We start from the raw sequence: 16446 nt of genomic DNA on the forward strand, positions 1-16446 counted from the left end.
TAACCCTGAGGTGTGATAGCTTCAGGGTTGGAGGTTTTGAATGTCTCAGGTCTTGCAACTTGTCCCTGAGTTTCATCATCGTGTGTGGGGTGGCCAACGTCTGCAAAACAGCAGCACCCCCATTGGTGAAGCCTGGGTGGTCTTTGAAAACAACATGGTGTCCTCTGGTGTCCATGCAGGCAAAAAACTTTCCGAAGTCCTGCAACTGGAAGGGGAAGCCCTGTTGGGCTCCAGAGCCTGGAATGCCACTGGCGAACGTTTTCCCTTGCTGATCAAACTGCTGGACTGCTCGGACTGGCTTTCCATTCAGGTTCATCCCAACGATGAGCAAGCAGAAAAGCTGGCAGGGGCAGGTCAATTTGGCAAAACCGAAGCCTGGCATGTTCTGGAAGCGGATGAAGGGGCAAAAGTCATTGCTGGCATTCGCAAGGGAACCACACCAGAGGCATTGAAAGAAGCCATTCTGGCTGCCAAAGTGGAACCCCTGTCTGAATATGTTGAGGTCAAGGCTGGAGACACGGTTTTCATGCCTGCAGGAACCATGCATGCCCTTGGGCCGGGACTGTTCATTTATGAAGTTCAGCAGACCAGTGACATCACCTACCGGGTGTACGACTGGGACCGCCCAGCCAGCGCAGGCCGCAAATTGCATCTGGAAGAATCAGCTCTGGTGACCCGTGCAGATGAATCTGGACAGGTCCATGCCTATCCTGAGTTGAACGAGACCGATGTACAACCTCTGGTGGAGTGCCAGTACTTTTTGACGGAAGTACTGCAGACCTCCTCTGCCCCACTGGAACTGCAAACCACTGGGGAAAGTTTTCATGTGGTCACCGTGATTGAAGGTGAGGCAGAATTGCAACAGGGTTCAGACAGCATCCTGCTGGGCAAATTCGAGACCGCATTGATTCCTGCAAACGCTGGAAGCTACACCTTGAAGTCCAGAGCAGGCCGCATGCGTGCCCTCAGGTCCAGCCTGCCCTGAACATCCAGACAAACCATCCTATTGAGAGAGCAGAAACGTTCTGCTCTCTTTTTTCAGGACATCTGTCCGATTGGTGAGACACGTATAATTTCAGGATGACACTTTTTTACGCCGCACTTCTGGCTGCTCTCGGGGTCGGATTGGGTGCATTTGGAGCCCACGCCCTCAAAGACATGTTGCCTGCAGACCTCCTGGCCATTTTTGAGACGGGTGTCCGGTACCAGATGTACCATGCACTGGCTCTGGTGGCTCTGGGTGCAGCACGTTTCCAGAGCAAAGGCATTGTGCTGTTGTTTGTTGGCACCTTGATTTTTTCAGGAAGCCTGTACTTGCTTGCCCTGACCGGTGTCCGGGTGCTTGGGGCCATCACACCCATTGGTGGGGTTTTGCAAATTGCAGGGTGGGTGTGGATTGCTCTGGATGCCCGCAAGAACCATAGCAGGTGAGCCATGGATGCAGCCACATTTGTAAAGCACATTCAAAACCTTTTGGAGGATGCCCGCAACCCTGAGCAAGCCGAAGGCATGCAGGCTTACATGAAGAACCATTTTGTGTTTCTGGGCATCAAAACACCAGAGCGCAAACTTCTGATCACCGACCCATTGCGATCTCTGGATCCTTCAGAAGCCCTGCACACAGCCCAGTTGCTCTGGTATTTTCCAGAAAGGGAATTTCAGTATGTGGGTCTTGATGTGCTGGAAAAGCATCACAAGGCTTTGAAACCCACCGACTTGCCCGCATTGCGCCAATTGATCGAGAGCCGTTCATGGTGGGACACCGTGGACGCTCTGGCCACCAAATGTGTGGGGTTGCTGGTTTTGAGGCACCCCGAACTGCGTCAAGAAATGGACCTCTGGATTGAGGATGAAAACATGTGGGTTCGCAGGACAGCCCTCCTGCATCAATTGAAACACCGCAGAAAAACCGATTCGGAAAGGCTTTTTGAGTACTGCTTGAAGCAGGCCAACGGTCCAGATTTTTTCATTCGCAAGGCCATGGGCTGGGCTTTGCGTGAATACGCCAAAACCAGACCCGAGGAAGTGCAGAGGTTTGTGGAGCAACACCAAGCACATCTCTCGGGTCTGACGGTCAGGGAAGCCCTGAAACACTTTGACTGAGCCAACCGGAAAATCCAGGTTTATTCAGGTTGAGGGGCAGCTTGCAAGATCTGCTGAAGGTATTCATCAGGGAAAAAGATTTTGCTGCCGGGAGCCAATTCGGCACCCACACGGACCAGCAGGTTTTCCAGCACCTGTTGCACTTTCTCTGGGGTGACCTCCTGCACAGTCTTGGTCTGCTCGGGGGTTAAACCTGGGTACAGGCTCCGGAAAGCATTGGCATCCTGAAACAAGCTGCGGACCTGACTGGTGAGGTCCTGAACCGGATCATTTTGCACCACAGGGTTGCCATAAAGGTTGACCAGATGCAGGTCTGCACTGGTCAGGCGCTCTTTGAATGAGGCTTGTCCTTGCACCTGAATCACCTGACGGAAGGTTTTGCTGGCACCGTTGGCTCCGGTCACCTGAATCTCACTGGTGAGTTCTCCATCTTTGACTTCGAACAGGGGCACCAGAGCATCCTGAATGCGGAATCCAGAGGTGGAAGGCTTCAATTCTGGGGTGAATTCTGCAGATGAAAGTGCCTGACCGCTCTGGGTGAGGGTGTACTTCACCGTCACAGGAATGGGGAGCACCACCGAGCAACGCACATTGAAGTTGGCTTGCAGGTACTGACCCTGCTTGACCTGCTGCAATGCTTCACCTTTGACAGTGAACCATGGCTGGTCTGCCAATTCAAAATCACAGTTGGCCTGGGAAACCCTCTCGGCGATGTTGCGGGCATTTTCCTGTTCCGCTGCAGGAGGATTGGAAGCAAGATACATGTTCAGGTCTTGAAGGGCTTTTGGATAATTGCCAAGTTGCTCATACAGCACGCCACTGTAGAAGTGGTATCTGGGATCCGGGCTTTCTTCAAGGTCCTTGATGGCCATTTCGGTGTCTTTGTAACTGCCCAGACCCAGAGCGTAGCCATATGCATCTCTGGCATCCTGATCCTGCCCGAGGGCCACACTGTACAGTCCGATGTTGTAAGCAGCAATTTCATCTTGAGGGTCCAATTGCAAAGAGCGGTCTGTGCTGCGAAGCGCCTGTTGTGGATTGCCTGTTTTGTACTGCGCCCAGCCCAAATTGGTCCAGTAGAGGGGCTTGAATGGACTCAGGACCACCAGTTTCTCCATGATGGAGCGTGCCATTTGAAAATCGTTCCGGTCAAAAGCCACAAAACTGTACTCTTGCAAGGCATATTCCGAATTGGGCAATTTCTGGTACAGGCTTTCACGGGTGTCCTGGACCTTCACCCCGGTGCTCTGGAGAATCGCTGCCTGAGCCAAACTGAGCACACCCCTGTTTCCAGAGGGCCAGTTCTCTGACAGTTTTTCGCCCCGTGTCAGGCGAATCACCTCTGAGAGGGTTTTGGCATAGGGATATTTGGAACGGTTCAAGAGGTCCAGAGCATCGGCAGTTTCACCGTTCTGCTCTAAAAACAGGGCCTGATAGGTCACCAGACTGGGCACATCCACCACATTGAGTTGCAGCAAATTCTCGGGATTCTGGAGCATGGCCCGGTAAGCCTGATCCAGAGCCAACTTGGGTTGCTGGATGGAGTCAAAGAAAGCTTTTGCCAGCGGATCTTTGGCTTCTGTTCCGGCAGCAACTTCCAGCAAATCCAACTGCTGAAGGCTCTGGAGGGGCAATGACAATTCTGTAGGGGTCAGTTGGGGAATCACCAGAGGGGTTCTGAGCACTTCTGCCAATTTTTTGAGGGTGGCCTTGCGCAATTCCGAGGGCACAGCCTGCACCAGCACCTCTTGAAACTGGTCTCCTTGCTGGACCATCAGTTTGACCTGTCCAGCTTTGACCTGACCTCCCACAATGGTTTTGAGGCCCAGAGCGTCTTGCAGGACAGTGAAATGCTCTGGCAGGTTGGGTTGCGAGAACCCTTCCGAGTACAGCACATCCATGGGCAATTGGGGACCCTGAGGGGTCAAGAGCGGCGCGGTGAACACCTGGGTCTGGTAAGGTTTCAGTAAACCAAAATTCAAAGCCACATCATAAGAAAGCAGTCGGGCAGTTTCGGCATCTTGAGGTGTGGCGGGTTGAAACCATCCCACGGCACCACGCACTTGTGCTGCTGCTGCACCACTGAGCATCAGACCGATCATCAGGTGTTTTGCAAACATGGTTCATGTTACCGCACCGCAGCGACCTGTCGGTGTGGAGGACATTTGTTGCAGCAGGTTCACCGCAAAGTCTGACCTTTGGCATGGCACTTGAGAAAGCGGTCAGCCGTCAGACCTCAGCGTTCAGTGAAAAGCGGATCCAGAGGCTTTTGCTTTCGACAGCAGCAAGACCAAAAGGCCAAGCCCCATCAGGTTTGGCAAGCTCAACCGACTGGAAGAAGACTTTCCTTCTGGCTGACGGCTGAACGCTGAGGGCTGACGGCTCTTTCTTTTTTCATCGCCCGAACAGCGACTTTGCATTTACCCCGTTTGTTGCAGATGCCCTTCAACAAAAAAGTGGAGGATCACCTCCACTCTGTTCCTTTCGATTGCTCAGGGCATGGGTTGGCAGTTGGGGCAATGGTGGGTGCCCCTCTGGGCCAGCCAGTATTTCGCAATGGGTTGCTGGCAACGCTGGCAAGGCTCTCCCTCACGGGCGTAAGCCATGTGTTCGAATTGGAAGTATGCAGGGTTGCCGTCCAGCAAACCGTAAGACTGGTCAGAGAGGGTGCTGCCTCCGGCTTCTACGGCCCGGGCAATCACATCCCGAATGGCGTGGTAAAGACGGGTGGCTTGCTCTGGATTCAAACGGGTGGCCTCTGGATGGATCTGGGAATGCCAGAGCGCCTCGTCAACATAGATGTTTCCCAGTCCAGCCACAGGCTTTTGGGACAGCAGATAGGGTTTGATTTTGGGTGCCTGCGCCATGTCCTGCACAAAAGCCTCCAATTCAAAAGCGTCACTGAGAGGCTCTGGACCCATCTCGTGCAGGGTGGGCATGGTGACGTATTCCCCCTGAGGGACCACCAACCACTTCCCAAATTTTCTGGAGTCCTGAAAGTACACGGTGCCTTTGGAGGTGGTGACCGTGACCCGGGTGTGTTTTCCAGGTTCCAGTCGAAAACCACCCGTCATGCCCAGATGGATGATCAATTCAATGGGTTCTTCAAAGCGGGCAATGATGTACTTGCCCCGGCGATCCAGTGCCACCACTTTGCGACCCAGCACATTGCTGAGGCCCTGATAACGGTGGTTGTTTTCGTGTTCGATGGTGTCAATCACCTGCCCGAGCAAGAAAGGCTCGATCAGGCGACGGGTGGTTTCCACTTCGGGCAGCTCTGGCATATTGGGTTCATTTTATGCCATCAACATATTGCAGATTGCAATCTGCAACAGGGTCCATCAAGGAAAACGGGGCTGACCGGGTTGCCATGAGCCGTTCTCTCCACCAGACCAGTGGTACTCTCCGTCTGGACGCCCTTCCAGAATTTGCAACAACATCTCCAGAGACACCCGACGGGCAAACCGCGTGCGCATGTGCCATGCTTTGAGGGCTTCCAGACGGTTGGTGGGTCTGGACACCCTCAAAAAGCCATCTGCACGGTTGATGATGGTGTCAAACAGACCCTCAGGGGTGCTCAATGGAGGACATACTCCTGCGGATTCACTTCTTTGATTTTGCCTTCCTCGGTCCATTTTTGCAGAAGGGCTCTGGCATCCTGCTCAGAGAGGGGGCTTGAGTTCTGGATGTCTTGCAGGGTGATCCGTCCGCGCTTGCGGGCCAGCAAACGGAACAACATGCGCTCCTGAACATCGGTGCGGGGCTGTGAGCCTTCACGCAACTTGTTCGTGAAAGCCCGGGCCACCCACACGGCCATCAAGATGCCAAACAGGATTTCCAGAGGGATCATCTTGTACGCAAGCAAGGGATCGGCATTGCCAGCATGGGGCACAAAATGGTTGTACACCGCGCCGTAAGCCACCAGAGCCGCCGAAACCCCCACCATTCCAATCAGAAAAACGCGAACGCTACGCATGACTTCATTTTAAAGGGTAGACCGGATCTCAATGTCCCGTACCCGATCTGTTACATTGGGGCACATGGCAGTCAAGACTCTGGTTTTGCATCATCTGGGAGAACAACGTTACGCAGGCTTCAATTCCACCGGCCAACAGGTGCTTTTTGACAACAGCGAAGTCAAAGTGGGGGTCAGTCCCATGGAAGCTTTGCTGGGTGCTCTGGCCGCTTGCACTGCAGTGGATGTGGTGGAAATCATGCGCAAACGCAAAACCCCTCTGGCCTCTTACCGCATTGAAGCCGAAGGTGAGCGTGCAGACGCCATCCCTGCCCGTTACATCAAAATCACCCTGAAGCACATTGGCAAAGGCACAGGCATCACCAGAGAACAACTGGAAAAGGCCGTGCACCTTTCCCACGAAAAATACTGTTCGGTGGCTGCAACCCTCAATTGCCCCATCGAAGTGGTCGCTGAAGTCGAAGAATAAATTGCCGACCATCTGTCCGTGAACCATCCAAAAGACCTGCCTGTCCAATGTCAAGCAGGTCTTTTGGATTTGCTGTTGCTCACTTCAAATGCATCGGTGTCTTTCGTGAGCAACAGCCATTTCAGCGCAGGTTTTCAACAAACCCTCTGAGAAGCTGTCCATCCGGTTGTTTTTGGGTCTGCTTCCGTTTCAGCACATCAAAGACCCCACCATCGTTCCACCCCTGCACTGCATAGGAGGTGTTCAGTGCCGTGGTCACCTGACCCCGCTCAGGCCATTGAAAAAGCTTTTGAAAAACATGGGTCGGTTTTGTGCTGACTTGCACAAACGCAAGAATCACGTCCAGCTGTTCACCTGTGCTTTGATTGATGAACACTCCCGGACCCACAAAAACCTTTTTGCCTTCCTGAACAGACATTGCACCGTCAGCATCCACGCCCACAACCACAGGATCAAGGTTTCCATTGAGCAAAACAGCATCAAGTGGTGTTTCGAGCGCACCCATGGCCAGAGGTCCCACCGGACCCTGGTCAAAGCCATCAATGGTGTAAAGCCCCAATGCCACTTTTTTTCCTCTTTGACTGGAGTCAGATTGTGTATTGATTTCTTCTCTGGAAAAAGAAGCGATGCCTGTCACATAATCGTTCTCATTGTTGACGTTGACCACTGCCCATTCCCAGTCGCCCTGATAAAGGGTGGCAGGAGAAACAGGAGGGGTGGTGCTGGAGGTCGTGGTGTTGCAAGCCACCAATAAGGCCAAGCCGAAAAAGAACACAGGTGTTTTCATTGACATTCTCCTTTGAATTGTGTTGCATCTACGGGAAACATATATTGATGCACTCTATTCGTTGAACATATTAGCATTTTCATGTGCCACCGCCAGAGGGTTGTCTTTTGACGCGCTGGTGTATGCCCAAGCACCAAAAACCTAAAGGATTTCACAAAAATCCAAACATTTCTTCGTGGCTTTGGGCTGATTTCAATTCAGGATCCGTTGATCTCAGTAAAATGCCTTCTATTCCATGCTGTTCAGGGACCAGAACATCTGCTGTGCGGTTGTCCCCCACCATCACCACCCTTTTTGCTTGTGGGTATGCACGAAGGATTTGCAAGTAGCTCTCTGGATGGGGCTTTTCATAACCCGTGAGGCCGCTGTTGAAGATCCCATTCAGGTGTCTTCCCACCCCGAGGTGCTCAATGATCTGGTTCAGCTCTGGCACATGGTTGGACAGCACGACCTGCTGATAACCTTTTTTTGAAACGGCTTCCAGCGTTTCAAGGGTGCCTGGGTAGAGGTGCCATTTTCTGTAATCACAGAAGCGCTCCCTGACCTGTGCACTGAGCTGAACTGCCGTTGCATGCAATCCGAGGGTTTCAAACATCTGCTGGTAAAGGGTGGCAATGGGTTTCCAGTATTCCTCAGGATCCTGACCCACATGTGGCACCTCCCAGTTGTGCCATGGGAAGCCACTGGACAACAAGCCACCTGAATACGACACCTCTGGATGATGGTCTGCAAGGATTTCTTTTGCTGTGGTGCTCCATGCCGTTTTGGGGCAGGCTTCCCGATGACCCAATGTTCCGTCAAAATCCCAGATCAACAATTTCATGATTCAGTCTAAAATTCTGGCTTGCACAACACCTCAAAGTGTCTGAACACCTCTGCGCTGCGTTCAGGGTTTGTTCAGGGGGTGTTCAACAGCAACTTTGTAACTTGATTGCAACACAGAGATCAGGTGCCCTCCAGATCCATCCACCGCCTGATCTTGCGCTGCATCAGGAAGACATCTTGATGCATCAAGGAGAAAAAGATGAACAAGTCATATCCCCTCTGGAGTGCCCTGAGCCTTTCCGTTCTGCTGGCTGGATGCGGCACCAACCCCACAGTCCCCTCAAGCCAGAGCCCTGAAGTTTCACAACAAGCGATCGGTTATCTGGTGCAGGGAACCGACATGGGACCGCTGTACCAGAATGTGCGGGTGACCAATGCAGGTGTGGCATACAGTGGCGCAGACGTTCGGGTGAACACCATCAACATGCCCCACACCTCTGGAGGGGTTTACTCGGGCAACCTTGGATCTGCAGTTGCAGTGGGCAATGGCCTGCTTCTGAATGTCCGTACCCCAGAGGGCATCATTCAGGCCAAAGACTGGGTGCCCGGCGCTCCCGTGGTCACTGCTCCTGTGGGTTCCACTGTGGTGAATGCAGCCTCTCCCCTGCCTGTGGCCTGGAACAACAGTTATGGGCTGGATCCGGACCGCTTTGTGGTGAGTGCCACATGGTCCTGTGGTGTGGGCTGCGGAACCGGATGGCGTTCCTCAGATCTGCCCGGCAGTGCCCGCAATTACGCCATTCCAGCAGGCACATTGCCCACAGACAAAGCCGTCAAAATCCGGGTTTATGCCTACAACGACGGCACCGAAACTTTCTCTGGACCTTTTGCTGCAGGTTCACGCATGGCGATTCGCAATGGCAACGAGGCAGGAATTGACATCACCACTGCCCCTGCCAACAATGCCATTTGCTCCTCATGGGGCGATCCCCACCTGACCACCTGTGACGGGCTCGGGGTGGAGTTCCAGAGCACCGGAGAATTCGATCTGGCCCTGTCCACCGTCAATCCTTTCCGGGTTCAGGTGCGTCAGCGTCCGTGGGGGGGCAGCAGCACCGTCAGTGTCAACACTGCTGTGGCCACCAGCATGAACGGACAGAAAGCTGGCATCTACCTTGGGGCTGCACCCAACCTGCGTCTGGGGCCAGCAGGCACACCCACAGCCATTCCCGCAGGTGGCCTGAATTTCGGAGGTGGATACAGCGTGGCCCAGAGCGGCAACAAGTACACTTTCAGCTACCCCAATGGTGAGAAGATGGAAGCCACTTTGAACGGCGGTTACGTGGATGTGAAGCTGATTCTGCCTCCCACTGCCCAAAATCGGGTTCGTGGTTTGATGGGCAACTTTGACCTCAATCCTGCCAATGACCTCTTCCTGAGAAACGGTGCTTTGCTGCCCAATCCCATTGACTTCAACACCTTTTACAACGTGTACGCCAACAGTTGGAGGATCCCGAGCCTCGCCGAATCTCTGTTCTACTATGGTGCAGGCGAAGCTTTTGGAGGGTTCACGGTTCCCAACTTCCCTTCCAGCTTGCCCACCATGACCCCTGCACAGGAAGCCAACGCCAAACTGCAATGCCAGAGTGCTGGAGTGGTGGATCCGCTCTTGCTGCTAGGTTGCACCACTGACTTTGGCCTGACCGGCAACCCACAATTCACCACCAGTGCCAAAACCGTCCCTGCCCCTGTGCTGCCTGTCAAAATCTTGCTGCCTGACCTGAAAGTGGACCTCTCCGCGCCCACCTCTGCTTACTCTGGAGACGATTTGAGCAGTCTGGTTTCCCTCAAGGGGTACAACGTTGGCACAGCCCTTGCCCGAGGCACCCAATCGGTTGGGGCCAACGGTTACATGATTGACCTGATGCTGTCTACAGACACCATCGTACCCAACACATGGGGGGTTTATTCTCCAAACTTCAGTGAAGATGTCTTGCTGGCAGGCGGTCGGGTGAGCAACACCATCAATCTGGCCTCTGGAGGCAGCAGTAGTTACCCTGTTGGAGCAGTGATTCCTTCTGACACACCCACTGGCAACTATTACCTGTGTGCCCGGATTGATGCAGGCAACAAAATCACCGAACTGCTGGAAAACAACAACGTGTTCTGCTCCAGAATCTACATCAAAAAGATTTGATTTTGCATTTTCCATTCAAGACCTCTGGGCAATGCTCAGGGGTCTTTTCTTGTGCATGACAGCACTGAAAGGGGCTTTGCTTCACCCGCATCCATCAAGCAGCTTCTGTCATGAAACCCTCTTGCTGATGTGTTCGTTGACTTCAAACATTCCACTTTGCAAACAACGCCTCCAGCTTTGCTTGGTGTCCCTTCTGAAGAAGGCACAAAAGTGGTAAATTACCCTGTATGGTGACGCCCAACCCCTTCAAAACCGTGGTCATCGCTGGCGTGGGCCTGATTGGTGGCTCTGTTGCGCTCGGACTGAAAGGCCGTTTTCTGGCAGACAAAGTCATTGGTTATGATGCCAACCCCGAGACCCTCAAACTGGCACTGGCTCTGGGCGTCATTGATGAGGGGTATGTCACAGCAGGTGAGTGGGCCCAGCAAGCAGACCTGATCATTCTGGCCACGCCAGTGGGATCTCTGGCCCGAATTGCCAGAGACCTTGCAGCCCATGCCCGCGAAGATGTGGTTTTCACCGATGTGGGAAGCGTGAAAGGCAAAGTCACAGATTTGCTCTCGGACCTGAGAAATTTCGTGCCCGGTCACCCCATGGCAGGCAGCGAAAAAGCAGGCGTGACCGCAGCCAGAGCTTCATTGCTGGAAAATGCAATCTGGGTGCTCACCCCCACAGCCAACACCCCTTTGCCTCTCCTCAACAAAGTCAAACAACTGGTGACCAAGCTCGGAGCCAACCCGGTGGTGATGCCCCCCGATGCCCACGATCAACTGATTGCCACCATTTCGCACCTGCCTTACATGACCGCTCTGGCCCTATCGCACATGGTGGCCCGGGATGAGCGTCTGGCTTTGCTGGCCGCAGGGGGTTTCCGGGACATCACCCGCGTGGCCAGCGGAGACCCTCGCATGAGCCGGGACATGGTGATCAACAACAAAGATGCCCTCAGAGAGGCCATTTCCCGCTTCAAGAAAGAATTGGAACAACTGGAAGCCCAACTGGACAGTCCAGAGGTGCTTTTTGAGTCGGCCATGGAGGGCAAACGCACCCGGGACAGCCTGCCCATTGTGAAGCGCAGCCTGATTCCCGGTCTGTTTGATCTGGTGGTGGCCATTCCAGACAAACCCGGCGAAATTGGCCGGATTGCCAACATTCTGGGCGACAAAGGCATCAACATCAAAGACATTGAGGTGCTGGCCATCCGTGAGGAAGGCGGGGCTCTGCGTCTTGGCTTTGAAACAGGCGACCTACTGGAAAAAGCCCACCATGCCCTGAACGCTTGCGGATACGAAACCCGGCCCAGAGGGCTCGGGCAATCTTCGATGTGAAGACTTGCAAAACAAAACCCCAGCCCTAAGGGCCGGGGTTTTGACACCAGAGGCTCAACCTCGAACGAATTTCACCACCACAGCCAAAACCGCAAAACCCAACTGCAGAAAAGCAATGTTGCGCAAAATTTTGCCACTGTGGGTGCCTTTCAAAGGCCCAGCAACCGCCCAGAAAATCCCCAGAGGGACCAGGGTCAGCAAAGCAATCAAAAACCAGAAACCAGCATCCATGTGTTCTCCTTACAGCAATGGCTCTTTGTCCTGCGTGAGTCGGATGATCAGGTCATAGTCGTCGGGAACCGGATCGTCCAGAGCCGCCTTGTTGCGTGAAATTTCGTTGCACTTGAGGCACTTGTGCAAAATGATCCAGCCCTTTTTGGCGTTGTGCTCCACGCCCACAGGTTCCATCTGGCCTTTGCAGGGGTTGGCCCGGTCTCCAGGTTGAATGTCCACATGCAGGCTGTAAAGGCATTTGGGGCAGTGGTTTCTGACACTGCCGTTTTGCAAGGCGGGCACTTCAAAACCACAGTTTCTGCACGCAAAGCTCTGGTTGGTGCCCTGAACGGTGAATTTGCGTCCCATGTCAGCAACTGGAGGTGCTGGGACCACTGCACGTCAGGGATCCGCCACAGCATCCTTGTGGGACCACCGTGAAAGCCACGTCCACAAATTCTTCGTGTTGCTCTGGTTGTGGATTGAAGTTGAAGTACACTTCTCTGGGCGAGCCCTCTGGACGCAAACTGCGGGCAGGCATCACCAGACGGAGTTTGTCGTAAGCCCCTATCAGGTTGCCTTCTTGCACCTGTTCGTAATTGAGGGTCACAAACATCTCGCGGTGGGCACGGTCCAGTTTGAGCCGGATGCCTTCGGTCTCTGGCACGGCCTGTTCGACAGGCAGGCAGATTTCCACTGCCCCCGAGTCCTGTTCATTGACAGGCTCGTGGTACAGCACAAAAGGGGCTCCGGCCACTTCGGTCTGGTGCTGGGCGGCATGCTGTGCGAGGGTGGTGAGCCCTTGCTGCATGAATGCAGGCAATTCGTATGCATTCACCACACCCAGCAGGCAAATCACCTGCTGGTCGGGAACGTCTCGCTGTTGGACACGGTACTGCGACATATCTTTTAACACTATACCTGTTTGTCCCTGCAAAAAAGGGACATTTTCACCGAATGGTCTCAGCGGCATGTTTTGGGCAGAAGGCAGAAAGCCAAAGCCCCCAGAAACCACCAAGGGGCACTTCATTCACAGATGATCTTCTGTCTCAGGAAGGATTCTCTGGACCTCATGCACAGGCTTGTCCCTCCGGCGCATTTCCTGCATCAGGCTCCATGTGCCCTTGGTGCCATGGTGCAGACAAATCATGGCCTGTGCATGTTCTGCCAGAGTGGAATTGCGTTTTGCAGCAGAAATTTTTCTGGGATCATCCGGATCTCTGGAAAACACCACCAGAGGCAACCCCTGTGCTCTGGCCCAACTTGCAGCCATGGCAGACACTCCAGCATCTCCTGTGACCAGCACTTCGGTGATGTGAAAACCACTGTCCTGAATGGCCTGCTGAAGGTCTTGTGGTTAGAAGATGTTGGGATCTCTGGAACCCACCATGGCCACACGCATGCTTCAGTGTACAGGTCAACATAAAATCAACATCATCAAAAAAGACACCCTGTGCGGGTGTCCTGTGGGCCAATGTACAGAGGTTTTAAAAGGTTTTACACCTGAAAATGCTCCAGTACGGATCGCATGGTCTGGGGGGGGCACTTGGGGTCCCGCACCACGAACCAGTATTCATCGGGCAACTCAAGGATGCGGAACGCCTGGTGGTCGTACTCGAAGTCCAGAAAGACATCTTCGAGTCTTTCGGTGACGAGGGCCATCAATCTTGCGCCAGCCAGGGTCTTGAGGTGAAGATGAAGTTGCAGCGGGTAAGCACCTCTGGGGAGAATGGCGAATCGCTTTGCTCCCTTGGGAATGTAATCATGCGGAACCATACCTTTGCCTCCTGTCTCAGAGCAGCAACAGCACCTGTGCCAGAATGATCTTCATGATCATGGCAAGCGGGTAGACACTGGCGTAACCAAGATTTGGCGCATCGTTCTGCGTTTGCTCATTGGCATATGCCAGCACTGCGGGCTGTGTTTGCTGTCCTGCCATGACACCCAGCAGGATGCTCATGGGAATTCTGAGTACCTTGTACCCTATGGTAAGGGTCAGTGCGGCCGTCAAAACAGTGACAAGCGCCCCGGTCAGGAAGATGAACAGGCTTTCCGAGCCGTTGAAGTTGTTGAAGAATTTGTAGCCACTTCGCACACCCACACCTGCCAGGAAGAGCACCACACCAATTTGCCTGAGGGTCAGGTTGGCACTGTAGGGGATGGTCCAGACCATTTTGCCTGTGCGTCCCAGAGCACCCAGAATCAGACCGACGATCAGGGGGCCACCAGCGAAGCCCAGTTTGAAGGTGCTGCCACCGGGCAGGGGGAACTCGATGATGCCCAGCAACAGACCCAGGCACAATCCCAGACTGAAGGTCAGCAGGTTGATTTCCGAAAGGTGTTTGTACGAGTCACCGAAAAACTTGGCCACGTTGGTCAGGCTGCTGCGTTCTCCGAGCACACGGACACGGTCTCCAAGCTCCAGCACCGTGTTGGGGGTGGGAACGATGTCTTTGTCGCCACGGCGCACACGGGTCACAATGGCACCGTACTGCTTGCGCAGGTTCAGGGCACTCATGGGTTTGCCCACAGCGAAATCACTGGAAACGAAGATGCGTCGGAAATCGAAGTGGCTGCGGTCCACTTCCAGCATTTCATCGCTGGGGGCACCAAGGGCTTTGATGGTTTCCTGCACATCGTCTGGGGCACCCACCACCGAAACCACATCGTTTTTCTGGAGGATCAGGTCATCGTAAACAATTTGTATTTCACCATTGCGTTTGACCCGGGCGAACATCACGTTCCAGTGGTTGTCTTGCAGCAGGTCACGGACGTTGCGCACCTGGTTGTCCCGCACCACCACAGCTCGGGTGACCAGTTCTTCCACTTGCATGTGCAGTTCTTTGGCTTCTTGCTGGTAGTTGACTTTGAAGACACCTTTGAGGATGTGGGCGACCATCAGCATGCCAATCACACCCATCGGGTAGGCCAGAGAATAACCAATCACGGGATCGCCCATCTCTGGACGGTCTTTGACGGCTTCCAGCACAGCGGCAAGGGCCGGGGTGTTGGTCAAACTGCCTGCAAAAAGGCCCGCCATGACCCCTTCTTTGAATCCAAATGCTTTGCTGATCAAAAGAACAAGGATCGGTGCAATCACCAGCATGGACGCAACCAGCAGGTTGTACTTGATGCCTGCCCCTTTGAGGGCAGCCACAAAGTGCGGTCCACTGGCCAGTGCAATGGTATAGACAAAAAGCACCAGACCCATCTCGTAAACACTGGTGTCGAGTTTGATGTCCGGGCTGAGCGAACTCACAATCAAGCCTGCAAACAAGACACCTGCAACCCCGAGGCTGAAACCAGCAATGCGCACCTGTCCAATCAGGTACCCGAGGGTTGCCACGATAAACACCACCAGGATGGGGTTTTCGCTGAGCAATGCAATCATAGGGATAACCACCTTCTGTTGTGTGGGCTTCAACCGTCCAGAGTGGCCCACTGCCCTCTGGAGGCGAAGCTTCTAACCTCAGTACCAATATGTCACAAGTACACCAAATAAAAGTCCCGATCATTGATACAGAACAGACCGTGAAAAAAGGTATACCATGGTTAGAAGCATGAGCGTGATTGTGAAAGCCACTCCAGAGTTTCGACCTGAGGCGTCCAGAACAGGACTTTACGTGTTCTCTTATCACATCTGCCTTGAAAACCACACCTCAGACACGCTGCAGTTGCTCACCCGCCATTGGAAAATTCAGGATGGTGAAGGACAGACCATTCAGGTGGATGGTGAAGGCGTGGTGGGTTTGCAACCCATCATTGATCCGGGCAAACACTTTGAATACAGTTCATGGGTGCAAATTGAACACGTTCCTGGCGTGATGCAAGGCCACTATTTGTGCGTCACAGGTGAAGGGGCCTCCCTGAGGGTGGAGATTCCAGCGTTTGTGTTGAAACTGCCGGGCACCCTGCTCAACTGAATTGCACCTCAGCAAGACATAAACAAAGCTAAATTCAACATGAGAGAAACAAGTGTTATTGTGGTCTTGAAAGGGCAGGGACACCATGAAACCAATGCACATCACCATTTTGCTCATGCTCACCAGCAGTGCTCTGGCACTGAATCTGGAAGGCACCCTGAAGACCCCTGTGAAGGCGGGGTCCAGACTCGGGGTGTTTGTGGTGAATCCCGCAGGCACACCCCAGTACGAATGGAGCAGCACTGCACTTTCAGGGAACAACTTCAGCCTGAAACTGCCGGATGCTGCCCCGAGCAAAGGCCTGTGGTCCCTCTCCAGTGACAATTTCACCTGGCCTGGCGTGGTGGGCAACGTGAAAATCAGCAACACCACCGCCACCACCGAACTCAAGTTGTTCACCTATCTGGACACAGACAACAATGGCAAATACTCCAGCAATGAAAAGCTGCTGGACACCACCCTGATGTCTGGCAAAGCCAATGTGGTGCTGGTGTTTGTGCAGGAAAACACAAGCATCTCTGGTGAAAAAGGCCTGAATGTTGCCCTGAAAGCCGGATGGAACATGGTCACCCTTCAAGGGGGCAAAACCCTGACCACCCAGGTGCTGCAAGACCTCAAAGACGCTGCTGTGATGGTGCTGGAGTAAATCCACAAAATAGAAAAACAAAAGACCCGGAAATCCGGG

At 53.6% G+C, this 16446-nt stretch carries 20 protein-coding genes; 8 read left to right on the forward strand and 12 right to left on the reverse strand.

Going from position 1 to position 16446, the window contains the following annotated elements; genetic code table 11:
* Positions 1 to 40 precede the first annotated feature (40 nt).
* From Q371_RS05360 to Q371_RS05370, 3 genes are all read left to right on the forward strand, one after another.
* Positions 41 to 985 (forward strand): type I phosphomannose isomerase catalytic subunit, encoded by a 945-nt coding sequence (locus Q371_RS05360; RefSeq protein WP_034337222.1) that lies wholly within the window; start codon positions 41 to 43, stop codon positions 983 to 985.
* 95 nt (positions 986 to 1080) lie between these two features.
* A complete protein-coding gene (locus Q371_RS05365; protein ID WP_034337224.1) occupies positions 1081 to 1431 on the forward strand; it encodes a DUF423 domain-containing protein in 351 nt (116 codons plus the stop codon).
* A 3-nt stretch (positions 1432 to 1434) separates the two neighbouring features.
* A complete protein-coding gene (locus Q371_RS05370; RefSeq protein ID WP_051963338.1) occupies positions 1435 to 2103 on the forward strand; it encodes a DNA alkylation repair protein in 669 nt (222 codons plus the stop codon).
* Positions 2104 to 2123: 20 nt separating this feature from the next.
* On the opposite strand, the gene Q371_RS05375 is transcribed toward Q371_RS05370, so the two are convergent.
* The 4 genes from Q371_RS05375 to Q371_RS05390 all read right to left on the reverse strand — a co-directional run bounded on the left by Q371_RS05375 (position 2124) and on the right by Q371_RS05390 (position 6079).
* Positions 2124 to 4223, reverse strand: coding sequence for a tetratricopeptide repeat protein (locus Q371_RS05375; protein ID WP_034337229.1), 2100 nt, complete (start codon positions 4221 to 4223; stop codon positions 2124 to 2126).
* A gap of 372 nt (positions 4224 to 4595) precedes the next feature.
* Complete coding sequence (gene mutM / locus Q371_RS05380; RefSeq protein ID WP_034337232.1) at positions 4596 to 5387, reverse strand: bifunctional DNA-formamidopyrimidine glycosylase/DNA-(apurinic or apyrimidinic site) lyase; 792 nt, start codon at positions 5385 to 5387, stop codon at positions 4596 to 4598.
* Between the two features lie 57 nt (positions 5388 to 5444).
* On the reverse strand, positions 5445 to 5684 hold the full coding sequence (locus Q371_RS05385; protein ID WP_034337235.1) for a hypothetical protein: 240 nt from the start codon (positions 5682 to 5684) through the stop codon (positions 5445 to 5447).
* Positions 5681 to 6079 carry a hypothetical protein gene (locus Q371_RS05390; RefSeq protein ID WP_157442538.1) on the reverse strand — a complete coding sequence of 133 codons (399 nt, stop codon included), beginning with the start codon at positions 6077 to 6079 and terminating at the stop codon, positions 5681 to 5683. Before Q371_RS05390 ends, Q371_RS05385 begins: the two co-directional genes overlap by 4 nt.
* Before the next feature lie 64 nt (positions 6080 to 6143).
* On the opposite strand from Q371_RS05390, the gene Q371_RS05395 reads away from it, so the two are divergent.
* Positions 6144 to 6548 (forward strand): OsmC family protein, encoded by a 405-nt coding sequence (locus Q371_RS05395; protein ID WP_034337237.1) that lies wholly within the window; start codon positions 6144 to 6146, stop codon positions 6546 to 6548.
* 121 nt (positions 6549 to 6669) lie between these two features.
* Here the strand turns inward: Q371_RS05395 and Q371_RS05400 are convergent, their stop codons facing one another.
* Entirely contained in the window at positions 6670 to 7335 is a 666-nt protein-coding gene (locus Q371_RS05400) for a hypothetical protein (RefSeq protein WP_034337239.1), read from the reverse strand.
* Positions 7336 to 7486: 151 nt separating this feature from the next.
* Complete coding sequence (locus Q371_RS05405; RefSeq protein ID WP_051963343.1) at positions 7487 to 8158, reverse strand: HAD family hydrolase; 672 nt, start codon at positions 8156 to 8158, stop codon at positions 7487 to 7489.
* A gap of 201 nt (positions 8159 to 8359) precedes the next feature.
* Between Q371_RS05405 and Q371_RS05410 the strand changes: the two genes are divergently transcribed.
* Entirely contained in the window at positions 8360 to 10297 is a 1938-nt protein-coding gene (locus Q371_RS05410; protein ID WP_034337241.1) for a VWD domain-containing protein, read from the forward strand.
* Positions 10298 to 10524: 227 nt separating this feature from the next.
* Entirely contained in the window at positions 10525 to 11625 is a 1101-nt protein-coding gene (locus Q371_RS05415; protein WP_034337244.1) for a prephenate dehydrogenase, read from the forward strand.
* Positions 11626 to 11679: 54 nt separating this feature from the next.
* Here the strand turns inward: Q371_RS05415 and Q371_RS26850 are convergent, their stop codons facing one another.
* The 6 genes from Q371_RS26850 to Q371_RS05440 form a co-directional block, all read right to left on the reverse strand.
* Complete coding sequence (locus Q371_RS26850) at positions 11680 to 11856, reverse strand: hypothetical protein (protein WP_157442539.1); 177 nt, start codon at positions 11854 to 11856, stop codon at positions 11680 to 11682.
* A gap of 9 nt (positions 11857 to 11865) precedes the next feature.
* On the reverse strand, positions 11866 to 12207 hold the full coding sequence (locus Q371_RS05420; protein WP_034337247.1) for an RNHCP domain-containing protein: 342 nt from the start codon (positions 12205 to 12207) through the stop codon (positions 11866 to 11868).
* 1 nt (position 12208) lies between these two features.
* Positions 12209 to 12742, reverse strand: coding sequence for a GyrI-like domain-containing protein (locus Q371_RS05425; protein WP_034337249.1), 534 nt, complete (start codon positions 12740 to 12742; stop codon positions 12209 to 12211).
* A 126-nt stretch (positions 12743 to 12868) separates the two neighbouring features.
* Positions 12869 to 13111: a hypothetical protein gene (locus Q371_RS05430; protein WP_157442540.1), complete on the reverse strand. Its 243-nt coding sequence runs from the start codon at positions 13109 to 13111 to the stop codon at positions 12869 to 12871.
* Positions 13112 to 13335: 224 nt separating this feature from the next.
* Positions 13336 to 13614 carry a hypothetical protein gene (locus tag Q371_RS05435; protein ID WP_034337256.1) on the reverse strand — a complete coding sequence of 93 codons (279 nt, stop codon included), beginning with the start codon at positions 13612 to 13614 and terminating at the stop codon, positions 13336 to 13338.
* 16 nt (positions 13615 to 13630) lie between these two features.
* A complete protein-coding gene (locus Q371_RS05440) occupies positions 13631 to 15229 on the reverse strand; it encodes an aspartate:alanine exchanger family transporter (RefSeq protein ID WP_034337261.1) in 1599 nt (532 codons plus the stop codon).
* A gap of 169 nt (positions 15230 to 15398) precedes the next feature.
* Here Q371_RS05440 and apaG point away from each other — a divergent pair, with 169 nt between their 5' ends.
* Positions 15399 to 15761, forward strand: coding sequence for a Co2+/Mg2+ efflux protein ApaG (apaG, locus tag Q371_RS05445; RefSeq protein ID WP_051963346.1), 363 nt, complete (start codon positions 15399 to 15401; stop codon positions 15759 to 15761).
* An 85-nt stretch (positions 15762 to 15846) separates the two neighbouring features.
* A complete protein-coding gene (locus Q371_RS05450; protein ID WP_157442541.1) occupies positions 15847 to 16407 on the forward strand; it encodes a hypothetical protein in 561 nt (186 codons plus the stop codon).
* Positions 16408 to 16446: the final 39 nt, after the last annotated feature.

The organism is Deinococcus misasensis DSM 22328 (assembly GCF_000745915.1).
In the GTDB taxonomy this organism is placed as follows: Bacteria; Deinococcota; Deinococci; order Deinococcales; family Deinococcaceae; genus Deinococcus_C; species Deinococcus_C misasensis.